This window comes from Methylorubrum rhodesianum, assembly GCF_014199985.1.
GTDB classification, from domain to species: domain Bacteria; phylum Pseudomonadota; class Alphaproteobacteria; order Rhizobiales; family Beijerinckiaceae; genus Methylobacterium; species Methylobacterium rhodesianum.
The window spans coordinates 48161-70415 of record NZ_JACHOS010000001.1 but is presented as its reverse complement, the minus strand read 5'-3'; the positions used below and the strand labels follow the sequence as shown (position 1 = coordinate 70415).

Here is a 22255-nt window from a genome sequence, read left to right as displayed (position 1 = left end):
GTTGCAGCCGCGCAATCGGGCGGCACGCGTGGACAGGCCCTCGCCCGGCGGGCTAAGCCTCGGGCGGGGCGTCGAGGCGCCGGACCGAACGCGTACGGATGAGAGAATGACGGGTTTGATGGCGGGCAAGCGCGGCCTCATCATGGGGGTCGCCAACGATCATTCGATCGCGTGGGGCATCGCCAAGACCCTGCACCGGCACGGCGCGGAACTGGCCTTCACCTATCAGGGAGAGGCATTGGGGCGCCGAGTGGCGCCGCTCGCGGCCTCGGTCGGTTCCGACATCGTGCTGCCCTGCGATGTCGAGGACGTCGCCACCGTCGATGCCGCCTTCGCCACCCTCGACGCGCGCTTCCCCGACGGCATAGACTTCATCGTCCACGCGATCGGATTCTCGGACAAGGCGCAGCTCAAGGGTCGCTACGTCGACGTCACCACCCGCGCGAACTTCTCGCGCACCATGACGATCTCCTGCTTCTCCTTCACAGAAATTGCCCAGCGCGCCGCCGCTCGGATGCCGCGGGGCGGCTCGCTGCTGACGCTGACCTATGCCGGCTCGACCCGCGTGATGCCGAACTACAACGTGATGGGCGTGGCCAAAGCCGCACTCGAAGCGTCGGTCCGCTATCTCGCCAGCGACCTCGGCCCCGACGGCATCCGCGTCAACGCGCTCTCGGCCGGCCCGATGCGGACATTGGCCGGCGCCGGCATCGCCGATGCTCGGCTGATGTACAATCATCAGAAGGCGCACGCCCCGCTGCGGCGCACGGTGACGCTGGACGATGTCGGCAATTCCGCCCTCTACCTTCTCTCCGATCTCTCGGGCGGCGTGACCGGCGAAATCCACTTCGTCGATTCGGGCTACAACATCATCTCAATGCCCCGCCCGGCGGTGCTTCAGGCCCAGGACGAGGCGGGCGTCGTCGGCGACGACGTGTGATCCCGCCGGCAGCGTGTCGTCGCGTCGCTTGTGCGCGACCGCGTCACGCCGCAGGGTGCGGCCCGCGATGATCCCCCTCCCCCGCCGGCTCCTGCCGCGATCCTCCCTCCTGACGACGATCCTGACCGCCCTGCTGCTGTCGGGCGGCTCGGGCGCTGCGTGGGCGCAGAGCGTCACCCTCGATCTCGGCGCGGGCGGCACCACCGAGCGGGCGCTCCAGCTCGTCGCCCTCATCACGGTCCTGGCACTCGCGCCATCAGTGCTTGTGATGGCGACGTCGTTCACCCGGATCGTCGTGGTGCTGTCGATCCTGCGTTCGGCCCTCGGCACCCAGACCGCGCCGCCCAACACGGTGATGGTCAGCCTCGCCCTGTTCCTCACCGCCTTCGTGATGGCGCCGACGGCGCGGGAGGCCTACCGGACCGGGGTCGAGCCGCTGGTCGCCGGTCAGATCAGCCAGTCGCAGGCTTTCGAACGGGCCTCCGCCCCCTTCAAGACCTTCATGCTGCGCAACGTGCGTGAGAAGGACCTCAAGCTCTTCCTCGACATGGCCCGCCAGCCGGCCCCGGCGGGTCCGGAGGCGATCGGCCTCGAGATCGTCACCCCCGCCTTCATGATCTCCGAACTGCGGCGCGCCTTCGAGATCGGCTTCCTCCTGTTCATCCCCTTCCTGATCATCGACCTCGTGGTCGCCTCGGTGCTGATGGCGATGGGCATGATGATGCTGCCGCCGGCCACCGTCGCGCTGCCGTTCAAGCTGATCTTCTTCGTTCTGGTCGACGGATGGACCCTGGTGGCGGGGTCTCTGATTCAAAGCTACGGAGGGTGAAGTCCGCCGCACTACGATTCGAGGTTGCGGGCCTTCGCGTTGAGAGGAAGTCGTGACATGGATCTCACGAGCGTCACCACACGATGGGCTCCGCGGATGCTGAGCGTTCTGCGGATCGTCTCGGCGCTGATCTTCATGGCGCACGGCACGCAGAAGATCCTCGGCTTTCCGCCGAGCGCGATGAACCCACCCCTTCTATCAATGTCCGGCATCGCCGGCCTGCTCGAACTCGTCGGCGGCGCGCTGCTCCTGATCGGCCTGTTCAGCCGGCCCGTGGCCTTCATCCTCTCCGGCGAGATGGCCTTCGCCTACTTCATCGCCCACGCACCCAAGAGCTTCTTCCCGGCGCTGAACGGCGGAGACGCGGCGATCCTCTACTGCTTCGTCTTCCTCTACATCGCCTTCGCCGGCCCGGGTCCGTGGAGCATTGACGCGCAGCGCGGCCGCCGCACCTTCTGAACGTCACCCCGGCGGTGAGGACGGCGCCTCGGCCCGGTTCCCGGTCGCGGCGCTGCCAGGCTCCGGCACGGCGCTGTCAGGGTAGCGCTTGCGGTATTCCGAGAGGAAGGCGGCGAGGGTCTCGGCCTTGGTGGCACGCAGGGCCGCGTCGCGGAAGGCGGCGGAACGGGGCGCGTCCGGTCGCGTCAGCATGGCGAAGGTGCGGGCATCCGCGCTCTCCGCCATCAACCCGGCGAACTTCGCCTTGAGCCGCTCGAGCCCGAGGGACTCGCCCGCGAGCCCGTAGGCGATGCCGGCGCGGATCACATCGGCCCGTGCGGTCTCGTCGAGGGGTTTGCCCGAGCGCCATGCCGGCCCCAGGATCATCTCGTGCGCCTCCCCGGCCTCGCGCCAGCGACGGGCCGCCCAGAGGATGTCGGCGCGCAGCCGCTCGGCATCGGCCCCGGTCTCGCCCTCGACCGTCTCCAGGGCGAGATCCGTGCGGGACAGGTCCGACAGGGCGCGGGCGCGCAGCAGCGCACGGGCGCGGCGCACATCTTCGGCGAGTTCGGGCAGGTGTGTCGCGTCGAGCGTCTGCAGCGCCTGGAGCGGCTTGCCCTCCATCAGCCGGATCGTGGCGAGCCGGGCCGAGACTGAGGAGCGGGCTGCCCCCTCCAGGCGGTGATCGATCTGGTACTGCAGCAACTCGTCGGCGGAATCGAGCAGGTCGAGGGCGACGAGGCGGTCGGCCAGGCGCCGCACGATCTCGTCGGCCCGGCGGCCCGCCGGCGCGAAATCCTTGAAGTCGAAATACAGCGCCAGCGCCTCGATACCGCCGAGCCGCTCGCCACGCGGGCCGAGGAACAGGTCCTCGAAGACGGTCATGGCGCGTTCGTGCAGGGCGCGCGCGATCGGTGCCTGGGGGTTGAGGGCGTTGGCGCGGCGCGCGGTGGTAAAGATCTTGCGCCAGCGTCCGGCCTCTTCGTAGAGGCCCCCGAGCGCGCCCAGCGTTCCGATCTCGGTCGGTCCGCCGTGCCATGTCAGGGCCAGGATCTCCAGCCGGTCGATCGCCTCGGGCAGAGGCGTCTTTCCCAGGGTGTGGCCGAGGGCGGCCGCGCGCAGCGTCGCCTCGGCTGCCAGGGGCCAGGGTGCCCGATCCCGCAGCGTCTCGTAGGCGGCCAGCGCCGCCGCGCCGCGCCCGGTCGCCTCGTCCATCTTCGCGCGCAGCAGCGTCAGCCGGTCCCGAGTGTACTCTGTGGCGGCCGGGGTCGCGGCGAGCGACTCGCGCGTCACCGCCTCCCAATCGCCGGTCTCGACCGCGGCCTCGGCCGCGGCGGCATGGAACAGCGACGCAAGAGGCTCGGGGTAGCGCTCCAGCACCGACTCGCCGGCACGGAGGGCCACCGCCGCCTCGCTCCAGCGACCGGCTAGGGCGTCGGCGTAGCCCCGCCAGAGCCGGGCTTCCGGATTGGTGGCGAGCCGTTCGTCGGACAGGAGCTTGCGCGCCTCCTCGGCCCGCCCGATCCGGGCGAGCACGATGCCGCGCAGCAGGACCGTCTGCCGGTCGCCGTCGATCACGACGTCATCCGCGGCGGCGGCATTCAGCGCGCCGAGCGCCTCCACGTCGAGATCATTGGCGATCAGGGTGCGGGCCAGCGCGAGGCGGGCGCCGCCGCGGTCGCGACGCTGAGCCTCGACGGCGACGGCGAGGCCTTCCCGCAGCGTCGCGCGCACGTCGCCCCGCTGGGCCTTTTCCCAGGCTTCGCGTTCGATCGCGAGTTCCGTGACGGTACCCACGGGCGGGTCGGCGGGACGGGAGACCCCCGAGACCGAGAGCCCGCTCTCGCGACCCTCCCTTCCGCCCTCACGGCCGATCGCCACGCCGTCGAGGTCGGGCCGCACGATGAGATCGTCGGCGTGGGCGAGCACGGCAATTCCGAGGCGGCTCGGGAGCAGCTCGAACTCGACGAAGCGCTGTGCCTTGACCACCCCCGCTGGACGGCTGCCATCGGCGGTGACGACGGCAATGCGCTCACCATCGAGATCGAACCAGCCGACCGGTCCGGCCTCGGGCAGTCGCAGAGCGACTCCGAGCCGTCCCTGCGCGGCGGGCGCGCGCTGGGCGGTCAGGCTCTCGCTCGGAGAGAGGCCGTCGCCGGCCACCAGCTCCCATCCGCCCGGATCGGTCACCGGAAGCAGGTCCACGAGCCGGCCGGTGGGTGCGGTAAAGCGCAGGACGGTGAAGCCGCCGCTGCGCTGCGGGGGCGCGAGGGCAACGAGGCCGCTGGCTCCGGACGGCGGCACGGCGACCGGATCGGTCGTAGCGAAGACGAGGGTGACGATGCCGCCGCGCTCGAACAGGGCCGCCGGCACGCGCTTTGTAAAGGGGAAGACGAGTCCCGAGCCCGCCTTGCGCGTCACCGAGGCCGAAGGCGGCGCCGTGCGGCGCGGCGACGGATCACCGGCCTGCGGGCCGGCCGGTGTTGCCGGCCGAGGCGGCTCCTTCGGCGCGTCCTTCGCCTCGCTCTGGGCGATGGCGGCGGACGGCGCCTCCGCGGATGTCGGCTTGGCAAGGAAGTCGATCGTGACGACATCCTCATCCCGCGCCGTGGCGAGCGTCACTCCTTCGGCAGGGGTTGCAATAATGCGCGCTTCGCCCGCTTCGGTCTCAACGGCAACACGGCCGATACCGGGGGCAAGACGCCCCCGTAGGCCGAGGTCGTCGATCCGCCATGCTCCGGGCAGCGTCAGGCGTGTCCCCGCGCCGTTCGGTGCGAAGGCGGCCTCGGTGCCTTCCGGCAGGCGCAAGGAGAGCCGTGTCCGCCGATCGGCGTGGGCCATTTCGAGGGTGAGCGGACGCGGCACGGGGGCCGGATTGCGGGCTTTCAGGCTCGCCTCGGCCGCAGCGGCCCGACGGGCGAGTTCGACCACCACCTCACTGGGGAGCGGCGGGACGAAGCCCTTCCAGTCGTCCGGCAGCAGATCGACGAAGACCTGCTCTCCGGCGTCCTGCACGTTGATCCGGTAGGGACGCTGCAGGGCGAGGCGCAGGGCCGATCCGTCGGGATCGCGCCGCACCACGCTGACGTAGTCCGGCATGCCCGCGACGATCCGCTCGGGGCCGGCACCGACGGCCTCGCCGAAGCTGAGGACAAGGATCGCGCCCGAGAGCCGCGCCTTGACCGCGACCGGCTCATCGAAGGTCAGGACGATCCGGCCGTAGCCCTCGGAAGGCTGCGCGCCCTTGGCCGAGACGAGGCGGGCCGCCTCTGCGGCGGAGGCGGCGGCGCAGAGACCGACGGCGAGACCGGCGCGCAGCAGAACCCTGCCCGGACGCAGCCGCTTTCCCTGACCGGCCCGTCCCCCCATCGCGCGAAACGCCCGTCTCTCAGCGGCGCCCGGTCTCGGACGGAGACCAGGCGCCGAACGCCACTCGTGCGGGCACTCTCGCTCAGCGCGGTGAACGTGCGCTTAAAACGCCGCCGCGGTCACGAGGCCTTGCGCAGCACGAGGCCGGGAATCGCCGTGCCCTTCTCACCGAACATCTCCTGCGCCCTGCGGCAGCTCTCATCGACGTTCTTCCGATAGGCTTCGGTGTAGCTCATGCTGCGCATGAGCAGCGCGCCCTTCGAGATCGCGTCGAGATCGACGCCCATGGCCGCCACCACCGACTTGAACCGCTCGTAATCGGGCTGCGCCTCCTTGCAGGACTCGCCGACGAAACGGACGAGGCCGGCGAGCTTGGCGGCATTCGCCTCCTGACGCTCTTGAGCGGTCTGCGGCGCCTTCGGAGCGCCATCCGGAACGGTGCCGGGTGTGGCCGTCGCCGCCTCGGTCGCGGACTTCGCCGCTTCTGCCGCCGGTTTGGGCGCCACCTCCTCGGCCACGGCGGCAAGCGGCAGCCCGAACAGAACAGCGGCTGCGATCGCGAGGTGTTTCATCGTATCTCTCCCTGACCGATCGTGTTTCATTATTATTTTGATCTTATGCTCTGCTTCTTCTCTGCTGCAGCGGCGCAGCGAAGTTGCGGGCGCCGTTCTGCCTTATCGGCGGGATTTTGTCGAAGTGCCGGCCACGCCCCCTCGCGGCCGGCGCTGACGGTGGTCAGGCCGGTTTGGCCGCGCGCGCCGCCGCCATCAGGGCGAAGGCGTAGATGAGGCCGACCTCCTCCAGGCGATCGAACCGGCCGGCGGCACCGCCGTGACCGGCCTCCATGTTGATCTTGCAGAGGATCGGCCCGCCACCGGTCATGGTGGCGCGCAGCCGCGCCACCCATTTGGCCGGCTCCCAGTAGGTCACGCGCGGATCGGTGAGGCCGCCGAGCGCCAGAATCGCCGGGTAGGCCTTGGCCGCCACGTTGTCGTAGGGCGAGTAGGACAGGATCGTCTCGAACGCCGCCTTGCTCTCGGCCGGATTGCCCCATTCGGGCCATTCCGGCGGCGTGAGCGGCAGGTCGGCGTCGAGCATGGTGTTGAGCACATCGACGAAGGGCACGTCGGCGACGATGCCGGCGAAGAGCTCCGGCGCGAGGTTGGCGACCGCGCCCATCAGCATCCCGCCGGCGCTGCCGCCATGGGCGACGATGCGCCCCTGCGCGGTGTAATTCGCCTCGATCAGCGCCCGACCGCAGGCGACGAAATCGGTGAAGGTGTTGGGTTTCTTGTGGCGCTTGCCGTCGAGATACCAGTTCCAGCCCTTCTCGGTGCCGCCGCGGACATGGGCGATGGCGTAGACGAAACCGCGATCGACGAGGCTGAGCAGGTTGGTGCGGAAGCCCGCCGGCATCAGCGTGCCGTAGGAACCGTAGCCGTAGAGCAGCAGCGGTGCCGAGCCGTCGAGCGCGAGCCCGCGGCGATGCAGCAGAGAGATCGGCACGCTCTCCCCGTCCGGGGCCGTCGCGAACAGGCGGCGGGTGACGTAATCGGCGGGCTCGTGGCCGCTCGGCACGGTCTGGCGCTTGCGCAGGATGCGGGCTCGGGTCACGCAATCGTAGTCGTAGGTCTCGGCCGGCGTCGTCATCGACGAGTAGGTGAAGCGGATACGCGCCGTCTCGAACTCGTAGCCGGGCAGCAGGCCGAGCGAGTAGGCCTCCTCCGCGAAGGAGACGGTGTGCTCGTCCCCCTTCATGTCGCGCACGACGATGCGCGGCAGGGCGTTCTCCAGTTCGAGCCGAACGAGGTGATTCCCGAGCACGTGCAGGTGCCGGATCATGGTGCCGGGCCGATAGGGCACCGCGTCGCGCCAGTTCTCGCGGGCGGTGGCATCGAGGGGGCAGGTGACGATCTTGAAGTCCACCGCGCCGTCGGCATTCGTCAGAATGACGAGATACGAGCCCCAGTGCTCGACCGAGTAGATCAGCCGCTCCTCGCGGGGCGCGACGCAGCGGAGCGCGCCCTCGTCGTCGGCGCGATCGAGGAGATGGACCTCCGCCGTCTCGTGGTCGCTTGCTGTGACGGTCAGGTAGCTGCCCGACTGGGTGCGGCCGATATGCACGAAGAAGCCCGGATCGGCCTCCTCGTAGACGATCGAGTCCTCGGCCTGATCGGTGCCGAGGCGATGGCGCATCACACGGGCAGGACGGTGGTTCTCATCCAAAGCCACGTAGAAGAAGGCGGTGCCCGCCGCATTCCAGACCGCGTCGCCCGCCGTCGACTCCACTCGCTCGGGACGGTCCTCGCCGGTCTCCAGATCGCGCACGCGGATGGTGTGGAGTTCCGAACCCTTGGTGTCCACACCCCAGGCGAGCAGGCGATGGTCGTCGGAATGGGCCGCGCCGGCGATCTCGAAGAAGGCGAGACCTTCGCCCTCCTTGTCGCCATCGAGCAGGATCTGCTCGCCGGTCTCGCCGTCCTCCGGCTGCTCGGCGATGCGGTGGACCGTGCGCGGGCGGCGGCAGATCAGCGGGTGCTGCCCGCCCTCGCGGTGACGGGAATAGTAGGCGAAGGGACCATCGGGCTCGGGAACAGAGGCGTCGTCCTCGCGGATACGCCCGCGCATCTCGGCGACGAGTGACTTGCGGAGAGCCGCGGCGCCGCTCAGCGCCGCCTCGGCATAGGCGTTCTCGGCCTCGAGATAGGTGCGGATATCCGGCGCGAGCGCCGACGGGTCCTTGAGCACCGCGCGCCAGTTCGCATCCTTCAGCCACGCGAACGGGTCCTCCACCCGCCGTCCGAAGAGTTCGAAGGCGTGGGGGCGCGCCTCGGCCGCGGGCGCCGCGGGCGGCAGGGCGAAGGCGGGTGGTTCGAAGGTCATCGCCGAACTCCGGTCGAAACGCATGGCAGGTGAACGTGCGGGAGGTGAAGGTGTGGGATGACAGGGGGTGTGCCGCGCCGCATCGCCGGCCGCAAGGCGCGCAGCGCCTGCACTGATCGCATCGTTGGTCGCATCGGCAAGCTCAGCTCCGCTGCCACTGGGGCGAAAAGAGCCTGAGCATTCACGCTAAATTGTGCACGTCCCGGAAGCGGCGGACCCGTTCACTTGTGCATACCCGCTCTGTCTTGCAGGTCTAATTTAGATGTTCTAGGTAGAGACCGTGACTGAGGGGGCGTCACTCAAAACCGAAAACAAGCGGCACGATTGCACAAGCCGGCCCTTTCCTGTCTGTTTTCCGCTGGACACTGGGCTGGATCGATTGCGCGCGATGCACCGCGAAGGGATCATCGAGACCATGAACGAAACCGAGCCGTCGGTCGATTACGTCGCTCTCACAGCCGACATCGTCGCCGCCTACGTGAGCAACAACCCGGTGCCGGCTGCTGAACTCGCCGGTCTGATCGGCAACATCCACGGCGCCCTGCTCCAGGTCGCGAGCGGCCGCGCCGCTGCGCCGCAGCCCGTTGCCCAGGAGCCGCAGCAGCCGGCCGTTCCGATCAAGAAGTCGATTCAGCCCGATTACATCGTCTGCCTGGAGGACGGGCGGACCTTCAAGTCGCTGAAGCGCCACCTGCGGGCGAAGTACAACCTCTCGCCGGAGCAGTACCGCGCCAAGTGGGGCCTGTCGCCCGACTATCCGATGGTGGCGCCGAACTACGCCAAGGCCCGCTCCGACCTCGCCAAAGCGATCGGTCTCGGTCAGGTGCGACCGGGCTACGACGCGGCTGCCTGATTCCATCCGGATCAAAGCCCTACGCCACACCCACTGCGCCGCACCGAGATCGGCGCAGTGGTTCGATCTCGTCACGGTCAATCTGGCCGACAGGTGCTAAAGAATCGACTTCTCGAAAAGCTTGTCGTGGAACGGAGCAACCGTTGCTGCATTCTTCCGACATGAGCGACGATGACCTTCCCGAACAACTGTCCAAGACCAACATCGCGTTGGCAGAGTGGGCCGCCCGCTCCGCGAGTGAGAGCGATGCGTTGATCGAGCGCTTCGAGCGGATGGGCTACGACGTGCGCGACAAGTCCGTGGACGAGGTGACCGAGATCCTCAAGAAGCCGCCGACCAAGCCAGCGCAGGGCTGAGACGTCGCGTAAGGCAAGCGTGACGGCGCAACTCCCAGGTGCAAAACTTTCTGTCAAGACTTGTATTAGGACGATTTTCCCTTAGCCTCCTGACGTTGGATCCGGTCAGGTGCTGAGATGGCTTTAGAACAAAACATGAACAAATCGGGCGATCTCGGCCGTGAAGCCGAGCGCCTTCTGGTGGCGCTGGGGCCCGAGGGCGCCTACGCCTTCCCCGACCCGAGCGCGCCCGAGACGCTGATCGTGCGCGGCGGTGGTCGCGGTGTCTCGCTCGGCGCAGGACGATTTTCCGCACGGGCCGGCGAGGCGCTGTTGGCGGCCGATCTCGCGGCGCGCGACGATGGGCGACGCAATCGTCTCGTGATCGGAGCGGCGGGGCGAGCCCGCCTTCGGCGCGCCGAGGCCTGCGGACCTGACAGTTTCCGGACACAGCATCTCGCCCTCGTGCGGGAGCGGTCGGGCGAGTCGGAGCGCTTGCGGGACACGGCCGAGAGCCCGCTGGCGTGGATGGCGCGGCGGCGTGGACGCGACGGTGCGCCGATGATCGATGCCGCCGCCTTCGCCGCGGGGGAGCGGTTGCGCCACGACCTCGCATCGGCGCAGATGCTGCCGCAACTCTCGACCGACTGGACCGCGCCGCGCGTCGATGGCGGCGGTCCGCGCGACCCGGCCTCGGCCTCCGACCGAGTCATCGCTGCGCGTCAGCGCGTGGACCTCGCCCTGGCGGCGGTGGGCTCGGATCTTTCGGGGCTGCTGATCGACCTGTGCGGCTTCCTCAAGGGCCTGGAGCGGATCGAGTCGGAGCGGCGCTGGCCGGCGCGGTCAGCGAAGGTCGTAGCCCGCATCGCCCTCGGACGCCTCGCCGAACACTACGGCCTCGCGTCCGAAGCGACAGGGCCGGACCGGGCGCGCAGCCGCGCCTGGCGTCTCACGGCGGAGCGGACACCAACCCCGTCGTGACCGGCACAGGGACAGGTCACAGGCCTCTCGCGCCGACGTCTGGCACGCACCCGTTTCAGACGATCAGTTCAGCGCTCTCAAGCGGGCCGCATCCTTGTGGATGCGGTCCACCATGGCGCGCACGCCATTCGAGCGCTTGGATGTGATGTGCGAACCGAAATCGAGACGCTTGAGCAGATCGAAGCCGTCGGCTTCCATCGCCTGATCGGGCGTCTTCCCGTCGTAGAGGGCAACCATCAACGCCACGAAGCCCTTCACGATATGGGAGTCGCTGTCTCCGTTGAGCTTCAGTGCCGGCTGGCCGGCGGCATCTGCCTGCGAGACGTCGATCCAGACCTGACTCTCGCAGCCGAAAACGCGGTTGTCTTCGACTTTGGCGTCGTCCGGCATCTTCGGCATCAGCTTGCCGAGTTCGATCACATACTCGTATCGATCCAGAGGGTCGTCGAGGATCTCGAAGTTCTGGATGATGGTGTCGAGGTCGGGCAGCATGGCACTCGGGTTCAAGACGGGCGGGGCATCGATCTCGTCGATATAGCGAGCGCGCGGCAGCACTGCGAGGCGTGAGAGCGATGTGGCTGATTCCGGATTCGGCAGGAAGATCCGGATCGCCGCGCTCTAACCGCCTTCTCCCATCGGCTTGGCTCCGCCTTCCAGGGACACGTCGCGGGACCGAGGCTTCAGCGAAGGGCGGGCGGGAGCGAGGGCGGAACGTAGCCTCGCGCCTCCGGCAGTTGCAGCAGCAGCGGATCGGCTTCCGTCGCAGTCCCGCTGACGGCGATCTCGGCCTGGGCGGCATAGGCGGCGATGAGGCGGGGGCCGAGCTTCGGAACGCCTTCCCGCCCCGCGGCGGCGGCCTCGCCGGAGCTGGAGACGATCGAGAGGCCCACCGGCGCACCGATGCCAGCATCAATGCGGATCACGATGCCGCAGGTCACCGAATCATTCGTGGCGTCGAGGCACTCCGCGACGATCTCCGCGACGATCATTCCGAGCGCGTTGGCGGTGCGAGGCTCGACCAGGCTTGTGCCCTCCCCCTCGATGACCACGCTGATCCGCCCGGCCCGGCGCAGTTGCCCGAGGCCCGAGGCGAGACGGCGCAGGTAGTCGCGCAAGTCGATCGAGGCGATGTGCGGCGCCTCGTGCAGATGCTGCTGCACCAGGGCGATGGCCCGCACCCTTTGCCCCAGAGCATCGAAGCTGCCGCGGCATGCTTCCGGTGCGGCGCGGCCATAAAGGCCGATCAGGCTCACCATCACCTGGAGGTTGTTGCGCACCCGATGGTAGATTTCCGCCAGCAGCGTTTCCTTCTCGACGAGCGCGTGCTCGGCATGTTCCTCGGCGTTCTTACGGTCGGTGATGTCGAAACACGATCCGAGATAGCCGTGGAAGACCCCGTTCTCCTCGAGCGGGCGACCGGTATTGAGAAGCCAGCGATAGGCGCCGTCGTGGCGGCGCAGGCGAAACTCGACGGTGAACGGCAGGCGCGATTCGAACGCCCTCGCGACGATTTCGGCGTGACGCGTGAAATCGTCCGGATGCAGTCCATTCCGCCACCCGTCGCCGATCTCGTCGGCCAAGGGCCGTCCGGTGAACTGGAGCCAGCACTCGTTGTGGTAGGTGGAGCGCCCAGAATCATCCGTCCGCCACATCATCAGCGGCACGTGGTCTGCGAATCGGCGGAAGCCGTCACCGAGGTCGAACGGCGTCTCGGTCACACCCTTCCCTGGAAAGCCGCCCTCTGGCGTGTCAGCACCCATTCCGCTCGTCTGTTCGCTCTTGGCAGCTTGGAAACGAATGTATCTCCGCGCCGGTCAACGTCCCCAGGGATTGGCCGTTCCGGGCCGTCCACAAGTCGGTAATTGCGCTCGGTCCGGCAAGCCCTCGCGCCGCGCCGCTCCAAGGTCAAGCTTCACGAATGCTCGATCATCTCGCGGATGCGCGCAGCCAGCAGTTCGACCGGGAAAGGCTTGGTGATCATCTGCATGTCCGGATCGAGGCGGCCGCCCCCGAACAGGGCGTTCTCGGCGTAGCCCGTCATGAACAGCACCTTCAGGCCGGGCCGCAGGCTGCGGGCCTGATCGGCGAGCAGGCGTCCGTTCAGACCGGGGAGACCGACATCGGTCACGAGAAGATCGATCCGCGCGTTGGAGCGCACGACCTCCAGACCGGAAAGTCCATCCTGGGCCTCGACCGTTCGGTAGCCGAGCTCGCCCAGCACCTCCACGACGAGATCGCGCACGATCGGCTCGTCCTCGACCACCAGCACCGTCTCGTTCCGCTCCGACCGCACCGGTTCCGGCAAGGCAGTCGGCTCCGGCTCGTCCGGCAGGGCGCCGTGATGGCGGGGCAGGTAGATCGTTACCGTGGTGCCCCGGCCGGGTTCGGATTTGATGCTGACATGCCCTCCCGTCTGGCGGGCGAAGCCGTAGATCATCGACAGGCCGAGGCCCGTTCCCATACCGAGCGGCTTCGTGGTGAAGAACGGTTCGAAGGCCCGTGCCGCGACGTCGGGCGGCATGCCGACGCCCGAATCGGTTACGCGGAGGCAGACATAGGCGCCCTCGCGCGCCTCCGGATGCAGGCGCAGATCGCCGGGTTCCAGAAGCGCGTTGCCGGTCTCGATCAGCAGGCGTCCCCCTTCCGGCATCGCGTCACGGGCGTTGATGGCGAGGTTGAGCACCGCGTTCTCGAGTTGATGGGGATCGCACAGCGTCGGCCAGACGGCCCCTGCGGCGACGATTTCGAGACGGACCTGCTCGGGAAGGGAGCGCCGCAGCATCTCCTCCATCCCGGTGACGAGTGCGTTCACATCCACCGGTTTCTGCTCCAGCGGCTGGCGCCGGGCGAAGGCGAGGAGGCGATGGGTCAGCGACGCGGCACGGTGGGCCGAGGAGAGGGCGGCTTGGGCGTAACGCTCCAGCGAATCGACCCGGCCCTGCCGGATTCGGGTCTGCATCAGATCGAGCGAACCGACGATCCCGGTCAGGAGGTTGTTGAAGTCGTGGGCGATGCCCCCGGTCAACTGACCGACCGCCTCCATCTTCTGCGCCTGCCGCAACTGCTCCTCGGCGAGGCGCTGCTCGGTGATGTCGCGGCCGACGATATGGAAGCAATCGCCCTCCGGCACCGCCGTCCACATCACCGTCCGCCTCCGGCCATCCTGGGTCAGGATACGATCGACAAAATCCGCGCTCCCTTCGCCTCTTCCTTCGCTTCTTCCGAGCCGGGCCAGCGCCGCGCCGGTTCCGGCATGGTCTTCGGGGTCGATGAAGGCGAGGAAGGGCCGCTCGAGAAGCTCCCGCTCGCTCCAGCCGAGCAGGCGTTCCCAGGCCGGATTGACGCTCCGGAGACGGCCATCGACGGCAGCCGTTCCCATCAGATCGTTGGTGGTCTGCCAGAGCCGGTCGCGCTCGCGGGTACGCTCGCCGACCTCGCGCTCCAGCATCGCCTCGATGCGTTTGGCGTCGGAGATGTCCGAGACGAACAGGTAGGCGCCCTCGGTCGAGCCGTCCGGCATCGGCCGCGGCAGGTAGCGGATGTCGGCGATGCGGGAGCTGCCGTCCCGGCGTGGCCAGGCCCGCTCCGCGCGCACCTCACGACCGGCGCGCGCGATCTCGAAGCGTGATTGCGCCTCGGCGGACGCCGTGGCGCCGACCAGGGCGGCGAGCGGTCGTCCGACCGCCTCGGCCGGATCCAGACCGAACCAATCCGCGCTGGCGGCATTGGCGAAGCGACACAGGCCGGCCGCGTCGAACAGGGCGATGAGAACCGGCAGCGCGTCGGTGATCAGGCGCAATTCGCGGGCGTTGGCACGCTCGGACTGTTCGGCACGGGCGCGGTCGGCGGCGTGGCCGACACGCTGGGCAACGTCCTCGATGAGTCCGATCTCCTCCCTGCGCCAGAGCCGCGGTTGCGGCTCGTGCAGGTAGAGGATCGCCCGCAACTGACCGTCGCGGATCAACGGCACGACGACGAGCGACCGGCAGCCGATCGAATCCCACATCGCCGCGTAGGTCGGCCCAGCGCGGGAATCGGCGTAGCAATCCTCGACGACGAGGGTGAGTCCGGCCCGCAATTCCGCGATCACGGCCGGACCGAATCCGTCGAGGATACGCGATTGGCCCGCAAGGCTCGTCACCGAGGGGGCGCGGGTCCAATCGCGCTCGACCCGCACGATCTCGCCCGTCTCGTCGATCTCGCCATAGCCGGCGCGGGCCGCGCCGACATGGGCGCCGAGCGTCGCGGCGGCGACCAGCGTCACCGCCTGCGGATCGTCCGCCTCCCGCAGCCGGTCGTTCAGGCCGAGCAGGAACGCCTGCCGGTCTTCCGCGAGCTTGCGGTCGTGGATGTCGGTGCAGGTGCCGAACCAGCGCACGATCCGGCCGTCCGAGCCGCGCTCCGGCTGAGCCCGACCGAGAACCCAGCGGTAGACGCCCGAACGGTGCCGCAGCCGATATTCGATCTGATAGGTCTCACCCGAGGCAAGGGCCCGTCGCCACTCGGCCCAGGCCCGGTCTCGGTCGTCGGGATGGAACATTCCGTTCCACGCCTCGCCGTCCGTCGAGCCTCTGGGGACGCCGGTATAGTCGTACCAGCGATCATTGTAGAATTCGTGGTAGCCGTCGGCCTGGGTCGTCCAGATCATCTGGTCGACCGAGTTGATGATGCCGCGGAAGCGATCCTCGCTCTCGCGCAGGGCCTGCTCGGTGCGCTTGCGTGCGGTGATATCGAAGCTGACGCCGGGGAAGCTCAGCGGCGTTCCGTCCGTATCGAGCGTGCAACGTCCCTGCGCGGCGACCCAGCGGAGGCTGCCGTCAGCCTGGATGAGGCGGTATTCCGCCTCGAAGCGGCCGCCGGTGCGCAGGGCCGCATCGATGCGCGTTTTCAGGTCGGGCAGATCCTCGGGATGCACGCCGGCGAAGAAGGCGCCGACCGGCGCGCCCTCCGCCGCCCAGCCCGGATCGACCCCGTAGAGAGCCGCGAAGCGCGGATCAGCGGTGACGCGGTCGGCGGCCACGTCCCAATCCCAGACACCGATGCTGCCGCCGGCGGAGAGAGCCAGTTCCAGGCGGTCATCGCTGCGGCGGCGCGCCTGTTCGGCCAGCACCTCGGCGGTGGTCTCCGCCGTGACGCAGATCATGCCGTTGATGCGCCCCTCATCGTCGCGCACGGGCGAGTAGGTGAAGCTCCACCAACTCTGCTCGGGCACGCCGTGGCGGTTCATGACGAGCGGCAGGTTGCGGCGAGCCACGCTCTCGCCCCGCAATGCGGCATCGACCATCGGGCCGATATCGTCCCACAGGTCGGCCCAGATCTCGCGAAAGCGCGCCCCGAGCGCTCGGGGCAAGCGATCGCCGAAGACCGGTCGGTAGGCATCATTGAAGAAGGAGAGGCCCTCCGGGCCCCAGGCGAGAAACATCGCCGCCGGGCAGGACAACATCGTCGCCAGCGTCGTGCGCAGGGAGATCGGCCAATCCTGCAGGGGGCCGAGGGGCGTGTCGACCCAGGGGTGGGACAGGATCTCTCGACCGGTCACACCGCCTTCCTCCAGGAAGCGGAAACCGGCCGGACACTCCACCGCATCAGACGCCGCGATCATCGACCGCGGCTCCGCCGGCCGTATCGTGGGTCTGTGCAAGGGATCGACACTGCGCTTCCGAGGCGTGGGGCGGTCGAGATGTCATACCCGATGCCGACACCGTTGCGAGTGCCGCCGCCGTGAAAAGCCGCCCGATCGGCCCTCGAATCACAGCCGCAGAATCGCATCGCAAGCAGACTGCGCGGATCGCGCGGAGGTTCCCGAGGCTTGATCCGGATGCGCCCGAGCGGATCCGCGTGGTCCAACATAAAACAAAAGTGGTATTCACCCGATCGCTGGAGACGAAGATTGCCGCAGATTGTATGAGAATCAGTCCAATTTTGCAGCGCAGCAAGTTCGCCTGATCCGATGATGCGGCTCAATAGGAGAAATGACACGGAGGTGCTTGCTTCATCATGCGAGACGTGCATTCTACCACCCGTCCGCATCAGACCCGGCGAGAGAGCCCAGTTCAGGCCGACAGGCTGTTCATGGCGTCGAGGAGCGACCGCCCCCGGAAGCTTCGAGGCACAATCTCGCAAGGGTTGGACGATCTGGAGGGTGGCGCCCCGGCGCCGCGCTGACGGACCCGATGATCCGGCCGAAGCGCCGGAGGGTCCCCAGGAGCCCATGACAGAGGGGGGCACGAAGTGCTGGCAGCGGGCATTTCGAATGCCCGCAGGTCGTGGGGAGCCTGATGAACACGGACGATTTCGCTTACGATTTCGACGCGCCGGACTCGGATTGGAACCACGAGCCGTCGCGAGCCGATCTGTTTCGGCAGATCGATGCCCCCCTCTACACCACGGACTCGGACGGCTGGCTGACCTACTACAACGACGCGGCCGCGCAGCTCTGGGGCTTTCGCCCCGTGCTCGGCAAGGCGCGGTGGTGCGGCTCGTGGCGCCTGTTCGAGGCGGACGGCACACCCTTGCCGCACGACCTCTCGCCCATGGCGCTCACTCTGAAGGAAGGCCGCACGCTTCGCGGTGTCCAAGTCGGGCTCGAACGGCCGGACGGCACCCGAATGGCCTTCATGCCCTATCCCACGGCCCTGCGTGACAGGACGGGTGCGCTCGTCGGCGGCTCCAACATCCTGCTCAAGGTGGAGCGGCCCGGGCGACGCATCGCGTTCCGCAGCCCGCTCCAGGGTCGGCCGACACTGCGAGCTGCTCAACTTTCAGGCATGCACAGATGTTCGGCCTGACGTTGCCGCCGGCAACGCCGCGATCCACCTCGTTCGAGCGACGCGATCCGAGGAATGATTCGCCGGATCGCCCCGCGGCCTGAGAAGAACGGAGGAAACCATGTCGGTCGACACCAACTGGAGCCTCGACGCCGTCCAGAGCCTGCGCAGCATGGCTCGAGAGGGCGTGCCCGTGTCCGTCATCAGCCTGAGGCTGAAGCGGCCGGTCGACGCGGTGTGCGCCAAGCTGGCCGAACTCGGCATCACCCCGAAGGTCGAAGCCTGATCGATCCGGTTGGGCGTCCGCGTTATCGAGCGCGGGCGCCCACCGCCGGACTCACCACGTGCCAGTGTTCTCCATGGATGCCCAGGGCTCCTGTGGCGGCTTCGACCCGCCCTTCTGCAGGATCTCGATGGAGATGCCGTCGGGCGAGCGCACGAAGGCCATGTGCCCATCGCGGGGCGGCCGGTTGATGGTCACGCCGGCATCCTTCAGCCGCTGGCAGAAGGCGTAGATGTCATCGACCTGATAGGCGAGGTGCCCGAAATTGCGCCCGCCTGAATACTCCTCCGGATCCCAGTTGTAGGTCAGCTCGACCAGGGGCGACTTCGTCGCTTCGGCGCGCTCGACGTCCCCCGGGGCGGCGAGAAAGACGAGGGTGAAGCGGCCCTTCTCGTTCTCCACCCGTCGCACCTCCTTGAGGCCGAAGGTGTCGACGTAGAAGGCGAGCGCGCGGTCGAGGTCCGCAACGCGGACCATCGTGTGCAGAAATTCCATGGCCACACCGGATAATGACAGGGGGTGGCCGGCTATCTGGACCGATGAGGACACCCGTCAACGGGCATGGGCGGCCGGGAGTTCGACAACGTCGGCTCAACCGGCGGGCGACACGACGCGATGCGATCGTGCTGCGTCGGCCAAAACGACTTTGCATCCAAACAATTCAAGTAACGCACATTTGACGAATCGGCCGTATCTTCGAAATTGCTTCGGACTGCTTTGTCGCTTAACGGACGCAGCGTGGCGCCTACTACATAATGCGGACGATAAAGTTGAGAACGAGGAAAAATTCATTCGCCGCCGCTTCGTCACAGGCGCTTCGAATCGTTAGCAGACAGTCTTCCCGACGAGAACAGGATCGAAGCGAAACCTCTGTCGATCGACTTTCTACCTTCGTTCGACGCAGCGATCCGCGCCCAAGCTCCAACCGATGACAGCGCGCTCGATCATCCGCGGGATCGGCGCGATCGAACATGCCACCCCCGAGCAGATCCTGGCCCATCCCGAGTTCCCGGCGGCGCGCCGCGTCTTCGTCTCGGAACACGCCAAGGTCTACGAGGCCGGCGTCTTTCCTGCTCAGTTCGGCGCGGATGCCGGGCGGGTCACCACGCTCGCCATCATCGTCTGCCAGCATGCGGGCTACGATCCGGCCGACAAGGCGAGCTGGCCGACCCTGACCTACTTGAAGGACACGGTCGCCCGCTTCGGCTTCGCCAGTCCCAGATTGATCGACAGCTTCGTCGCGCGCCTCGTGCAGACCGGCTATCTCGAACTCCGGCAGCAGCCGGAGGACAACCGGGTGCGGCTCCTGTGCCCGACCGAGCGCCTTCTGGCCTGGGACCGCGACTGGATGGCGGCCCATTATGCCGCCCTCGAAGTACTTTATCCCGATCCGGGCTTCAAACCCGCGTGCGAGCGCGACGTCGCTTTCCAGACGGCCCATGCCCGGTCGGCCGCAGCCGCCTTCGACGCCATCATCGCGATGATGTGGAGCAACTTGGAAATCATCTTCTTTCTCAGCAGCACGAGCGCGCTGATCATCCTGCTGTCGCTGTTCGAAATGGGCGGCAGCGATCCGGAAAGCCGCATCCGCGAGGCCGATCTCGTCGAGCTCGCACCACGCTTCGCTGTCTCGCGCAGCCACGTGCGCAACATTCTGGCCGTGGCGCAGGAGCGGAGCTTTCTCGTCCGCTCGGGGCCGCGCAACGCCTACATCCGGCTGACGCCGCACTGGGTCACCGCCTTCGACCGCTTCATCGCCGGCAGTCTCGCTCAAAGCGACCTCACCTACCGGCTCGCCCTGCGGCATCAAGCGGAACGGGCCGCCTCCGGCGCCTGACCGCTCGGCGACGCATTCCGCTCGCCGGGGATCGCCTCTAGAAGGCGAGATCCTTTCCCGACGGCGAGAGCCCTGCCCGATGCGAACCGAGACGCCCCCGACCGTCCGCCTCGAGGACTATCGCCCGAGTGACCACCTGATCGACCGGGTCGAGCTCGACATACGCCTCGACCCCCACGACACCCGCGTAACCGCGACGCTGGCGCTGCGCCCAAATCCGGTGGGCCGTCCGGGCGCGCCCCTCGTTCTCGACGGCGACGACCTCACCCTGCTCGCCCTGGAGCTCGACGGGCAGGCCCTCGGACCGGACGCTTACCGGGCCGATCCGTCGAGCCTGACGCTGTCCACGCCTCCGCAACGCCCCTTCACCCTGCGGATCGAGACACGGCTCGATCCGACCGCGAACACGCGGCTGATGGGCCTCTACCGCTCGAACAGCGTCTACTGCACGCAATGCGAGGCCGACGGCTTCCGGCGGATCACCTACTTCCTCGACCGGCCGGACGTGCTCTCGATCTACACCACCCGCATCGAGGCGGAGCGGGAGGCTGCCCCAATCCTGCTCGGCAACGGCAATCCGAGCGAGGCGGGCGCGGTGCCGGGGACGGGGCGGCACTACGCCGTCTGGCACGATCCAATGCCCAAGCCCGCCTATCTGTTCGCACTGGTGGGCGGGCGGCTCGACCGCGTCGCCAAGGACTTCACCACCATGGAGGGGCGCAGGGTCGAGATCGCGGTCTATGTCGAGCCGGGCAAGGGCGACAGGGCCGCCTACGCCCTTGACGCCGTCGAGCGGTCGATGGCCTGGGACGAGACGGCGTTCGGGCGCGCCTACGATCTCGACGTGTTCAACGTTGTCGCCGTCTCCGACTTCAACATGGGGGCGATGGAGAACAAGGGCCTCAACATCTTCAACGACAAATACGTGCTCGCCTCGCCTGAGACCGCGACCGACGCGGATTACGCGGCGATCGAGGCGATCATCGCCCACGAGTACTTCCACAACTGGTCGGGCAACCGCGTCACCTGCCGCGACTGGTTCCAGCTCTGTCTGAAGGAGGGCCTGACCGTCTTCCGCGACCAGGAATTCTCCTCCGACATGCGTTCGCGCGCCGTCCACCGGATCGCCGAGGTGCGCAACCTGCGCGCCCGCCAGTTTCCGGAGGATGCCGGCCCCCTCGCCCACCCGGTGCGGCCGAAGCAGTATGCCGAGATCAACAACTTCTACACGGCGACGGTCTACGAGAAGGGCGCCGAGATCGTGCGGATGCTGCGCACGCTGATCGGCGACGCGGCGTTCCGCGCCGGAATGGACCGCTACTTCGCCGAGAACGACGGCAAGGCCGCGACCGTCGAGGATTTTCTGGAGGCTTTCGAAGCGGCGTCGGGCCGCGACCTCTCGCGTTTTGCCGAGTGGTACGAGCGGCCGGGGACACCGCGGGTTGCCGCTTCCGGCAGCTACGATGCGTCGGCCCAGACCTACCGCCTCGCCTTCCGGCAGACGCGGCCCGGCGCCGGGGCAGATGCCCCGCCCCTCGTCGTCCCGATCCGCCTCGGACTCGTCGGCAGCGACGGCCCCCTCGACGCAGCGACGAGCGAGCGCGTCGAGGCCGGCGTGTTCGTGCTCGAGGCGGCCGAGGATGCCGTCACCTTCGAGAATGTGGCGGCCGAGCCCGTTCCCTCGCTGTTTCGTGCCTTCTCGGCGCCGGTGCGCGTGGCGTCTTCCCTCGACGACGCGGCTCGCCTGACCCTGCTGCGCCACGATCCCGACAGCTTCAACCGCTGGGAGGCGGCCCAGCGCGTCGCCCTGGGCCTGATGGCGAGGCAGGTGCGCGGCGAATCCACCGAGACCGCCGACGCATTCGTCGCCGCGCTCGGTGCCTTCCTCGACGCGGAGGCACTGCACGATCCGGCCTTCGCCGCCCAGATCCTCGCCCTGCCGAGCGAGGGCGACCTCGCCGACGAAATCGGAACGGAGACCGACCCCGACGCGATCTTCTCCGCGCGCCAAACACTGCGCCGCCGCCTAGGAACCGGCCTGCGCGAACGCCTGATGAGCCTGCGTGAGACGCTGGCGGAGCCGGCAGGCACCCCCTTCTCGCCGGACGCCGCCGCCGCGGGGCGGCGAGCTCTGCGCAATGCCGCACTCGACCTGATCGCCGCCGCCGACGCGCAGGCCGGTACGGCGCTCGCGGAGGCGCAGATCGAGGCGGCGACGAACATGACGGACCGGCTCGCCGGGCTCGCAACGCTCGCGCTCCTGCCGGGCGAGGCGCGGGAGGCGGCACTGACCGCGTTCGCCGAGCGCTACGCCGACGAGCCCCTCGTCCTCGACAAGTGGTTCGCGATCCAGGCGATGATTCCCGAGGACGGGACGGTGGCGCGGATCCGCCGACTCCAGAGCCACCCGGCCTTCGCCATGACCAACCCGAACCGCGTGCGCTCCCTCATCGGCAGCTTCAGCCTCGCCAATCCGACCCAGTTCAACCGTCCGGACGGCGCCGGATACGGCCTCGTGGCCGAGATGGTGCTGGCCCTCGACGGCACAAACCCGCAGGTCGCCGCGCGCCTCATGACCGCCTTCGGACCCTGGCGCCGCCTGGAACCGGGACGCCGGGCCGTAGCCGAGGCCGCCCTGCGTCGCATCGTTGCCACGCCCGGACTTTCTCGCGATGTGTCCGACATCGCGACACGGAGCGTGGCCGGCTAGTTAACACTCTGTTGAGAAAGCGTTTCGGCG

Annotated in this window: 17 protein-coding genes; 10 read left to right on the top strand and 7 right to left on the bottom strand. The window is 68.4% G+C overall.

Annotation, left to right across the window (positions count from 1 at the left end; all coding sequences use genetic code 11):
- Positions 1 to 106 precede the first annotated feature (106 nt).
- From fabI to HNR01_RS00290, 3 genes are all read left to right on the top strand, one after another.
- Complete coding sequence (gene fabI / locus HNR01_RS00300) at positions 107 to 940, top strand: enoyl-ACP reductase FabI (RefSeq protein ID WP_026105253.1); 834 nt, start codon at positions 107 to 109, stop codon at positions 938 to 940.
- 67 nt (positions 941 to 1007) lie between these two features.
- Positions 1008 to 1769 carry a flagellar type III secretion system pore protein FliP gene (gene fliP / locus HNR01_RS00295; protein WP_017482649.1) on the top strand — a complete coding sequence of 254 codons (762 nt, stop codon included), beginning with the start codon at positions 1008 to 1010 and terminating at the stop codon, positions 1767 to 1769.
- 57 nt (positions 1770 to 1826) lie between these two features.
- A complete protein-coding gene (locus HNR01_RS00290; RefSeq protein WP_017482648.1) occupies positions 1827 to 2228 on the top strand; it encodes a DoxX family protein in 402 nt (133 codons plus the stop codon).
- Positions 2229 to 2231: 3 nt separating this feature from the next.
- On the opposite strand, the gene HNR01_RS00285 is transcribed toward HNR01_RS00290, so the two are convergent.
- The 3 genes from HNR01_RS00285 to HNR01_RS00275 all read right to left on the bottom strand — a co-directional run bounded on the left by HNR01_RS00285 (position 2232) and on the right by HNR01_RS00275 (position 8459).
- Complete coding sequence (locus HNR01_RS00285) at positions 2232 to 5576, bottom strand: hypothetical protein (RefSeq protein WP_183665938.1); 3345 nt, start codon at positions 5574 to 5576, stop codon at positions 2232 to 2234.
- Between the two features lie 119 nt (positions 5577 to 5695).
- Positions 5696 to 6148 (bottom strand): hypothetical protein, encoded by a 453-nt coding sequence (locus HNR01_RS00280; RefSeq protein WP_183665936.1) that lies wholly within the window; start codon positions 6146 to 6148, stop codon positions 5696 to 5698.
- A 163-nt stretch (positions 6149 to 6311) separates the two neighbouring features.
- Positions 6312 to 8459: a S9 family peptidase gene (locus HNR01_RS00275; protein ID WP_183665935.1), complete on the bottom strand. Its 2148-nt coding sequence runs from the start codon at positions 8457 to 8459 to the stop codon at positions 6312 to 6314.
- 415 nt (positions 8460 to 8874) lie between these two features.
- On the opposite strand from HNR01_RS00275, the gene HNR01_RS00270 reads away from it, so the two are divergent.
- The 3 genes from HNR01_RS00270 (at position 8875) to HNR01_RS00260 (ending at position 10628) form a co-directional block, all read left to right on the top strand.
- Positions 8875 to 9312: a Ros/MucR family transcriptional regulator gene (locus HNR01_RS00270; RefSeq protein ID WP_026105252.1), complete on the top strand. Its 438-nt coding sequence runs from the start codon at positions 8875 to 8877 to the stop codon at positions 9310 to 9312.
- 161 nt (positions 9313 to 9473) lie between these two features.
- A complete protein-coding gene (locus HNR01_RS00265; RefSeq protein WP_017482643.1) occupies positions 9474 to 9668 on the top strand; it encodes a hypothetical protein in 195 nt (64 codons plus the stop codon).
- A gap of 135 nt (positions 9669 to 9803) precedes the next feature.
- On the top strand, positions 9804 to 10628 hold the full coding sequence (locus tag HNR01_RS00260; RefSeq protein ID WP_246417341.1) for a DUF6456 domain-containing protein: 825 nt from the start codon (positions 9804 to 9806) through the stop codon (positions 10626 to 10628).
- A gap of 63 nt (positions 10629 to 10691) precedes the next feature.
- Here HNR01_RS00260 and HNR01_RS00255 read toward each other — a convergent pair whose 3' ends face one another.
- The 3 genes from HNR01_RS00255 to HNR01_RS00245 form a co-directional block, all read right to left on the bottom strand.
- Positions 10692 to 11120 (bottom strand): SufE family protein, encoded by a 429-nt coding sequence (locus HNR01_RS00255; RefSeq protein ID WP_026105251.1) that lies wholly within the window; start codon positions 11118 to 11120, stop codon positions 10692 to 10694.
- 188 nt (positions 11121 to 11308) lie between these two features.
- Positions 11309 to 12388: a sensor histidine kinase gene (locus tag HNR01_RS00250; RefSeq protein ID WP_183665933.1), complete on the bottom strand. Its 1080-nt coding sequence runs from the start codon at positions 12386 to 12388 to the stop codon at positions 11309 to 11311.
- Positions 12389 to 12540: 152 nt separating this feature from the next.
- Entirely contained in the window at positions 12541 to 16230 is a 3690-nt protein-coding gene (locus HNR01_RS00245; RefSeq protein ID WP_183665932.1) for a PAS domain S-box protein, read from the bottom strand.
- Between the two features lie 676 nt (positions 16231 to 16906).
- Here HNR01_RS00245 and HNR01_RS00240 point away from each other — a divergent pair.
- Positions 16907 to 17416, top strand: a complete 510-nt coding sequence (locus tag HNR01_RS00240; protein ID WP_017482638.1) for a PAS domain-containing protein — start codon at positions 16907 to 16909, stop codon at positions 17414 to 17416.
- Positions 17417 to 17516: 100 nt separating this feature from the next.
- Positions 17517 to 17681: a hypothetical protein gene (locus tag HNR01_RS00235; RefSeq protein ID WP_017482637.1), complete on the top strand. Its 165-nt coding sequence runs from the start codon at positions 17517 to 17519 to the stop codon at positions 17679 to 17681.
- Between the two features lie 51 nt (positions 17682 to 17732).
- Here HNR01_RS00235 and gloA read toward each other — a convergent pair whose 3' ends face one another.
- Entirely contained in the window at positions 17733 to 18173 is a 441-nt protein-coding gene (gene gloA, locus HNR01_RS00230; protein WP_017482636.1) for a lactoylglutathione lyase, read from the bottom strand.
- 433 nt (positions 18174 to 18606) lie between these two features.
- Between gloA and HNR01_RS00225 the strand changes: the two genes are divergently transcribed.
- Together HNR01_RS00225 and pepN are read left to right on the top strand one after the other, a co-directional pair.
- The gene (locus HNR01_RS00225) at positions 18607 to 19515 is read left to right on the top strand and encodes a hypothetical protein (RefSeq protein WP_183665931.1); all 909 of its coding nucleotides are present in this window, start codon (positions 18607 to 18609) and stop codon (positions 19513 to 19515) included.
- Between the two features lie 79 nt (positions 19516 to 19594).
- Positions 19595 to 22225, top strand: coding sequence for an aminopeptidase N (pepN, locus tag HNR01_RS00220; RefSeq protein ID WP_183665929.1), 2631 nt, complete (start codon positions 19595 to 19597; stop codon positions 22223 to 22225).
- Positions 22226 to 22255 lie beyond the last annotated feature (30 nt).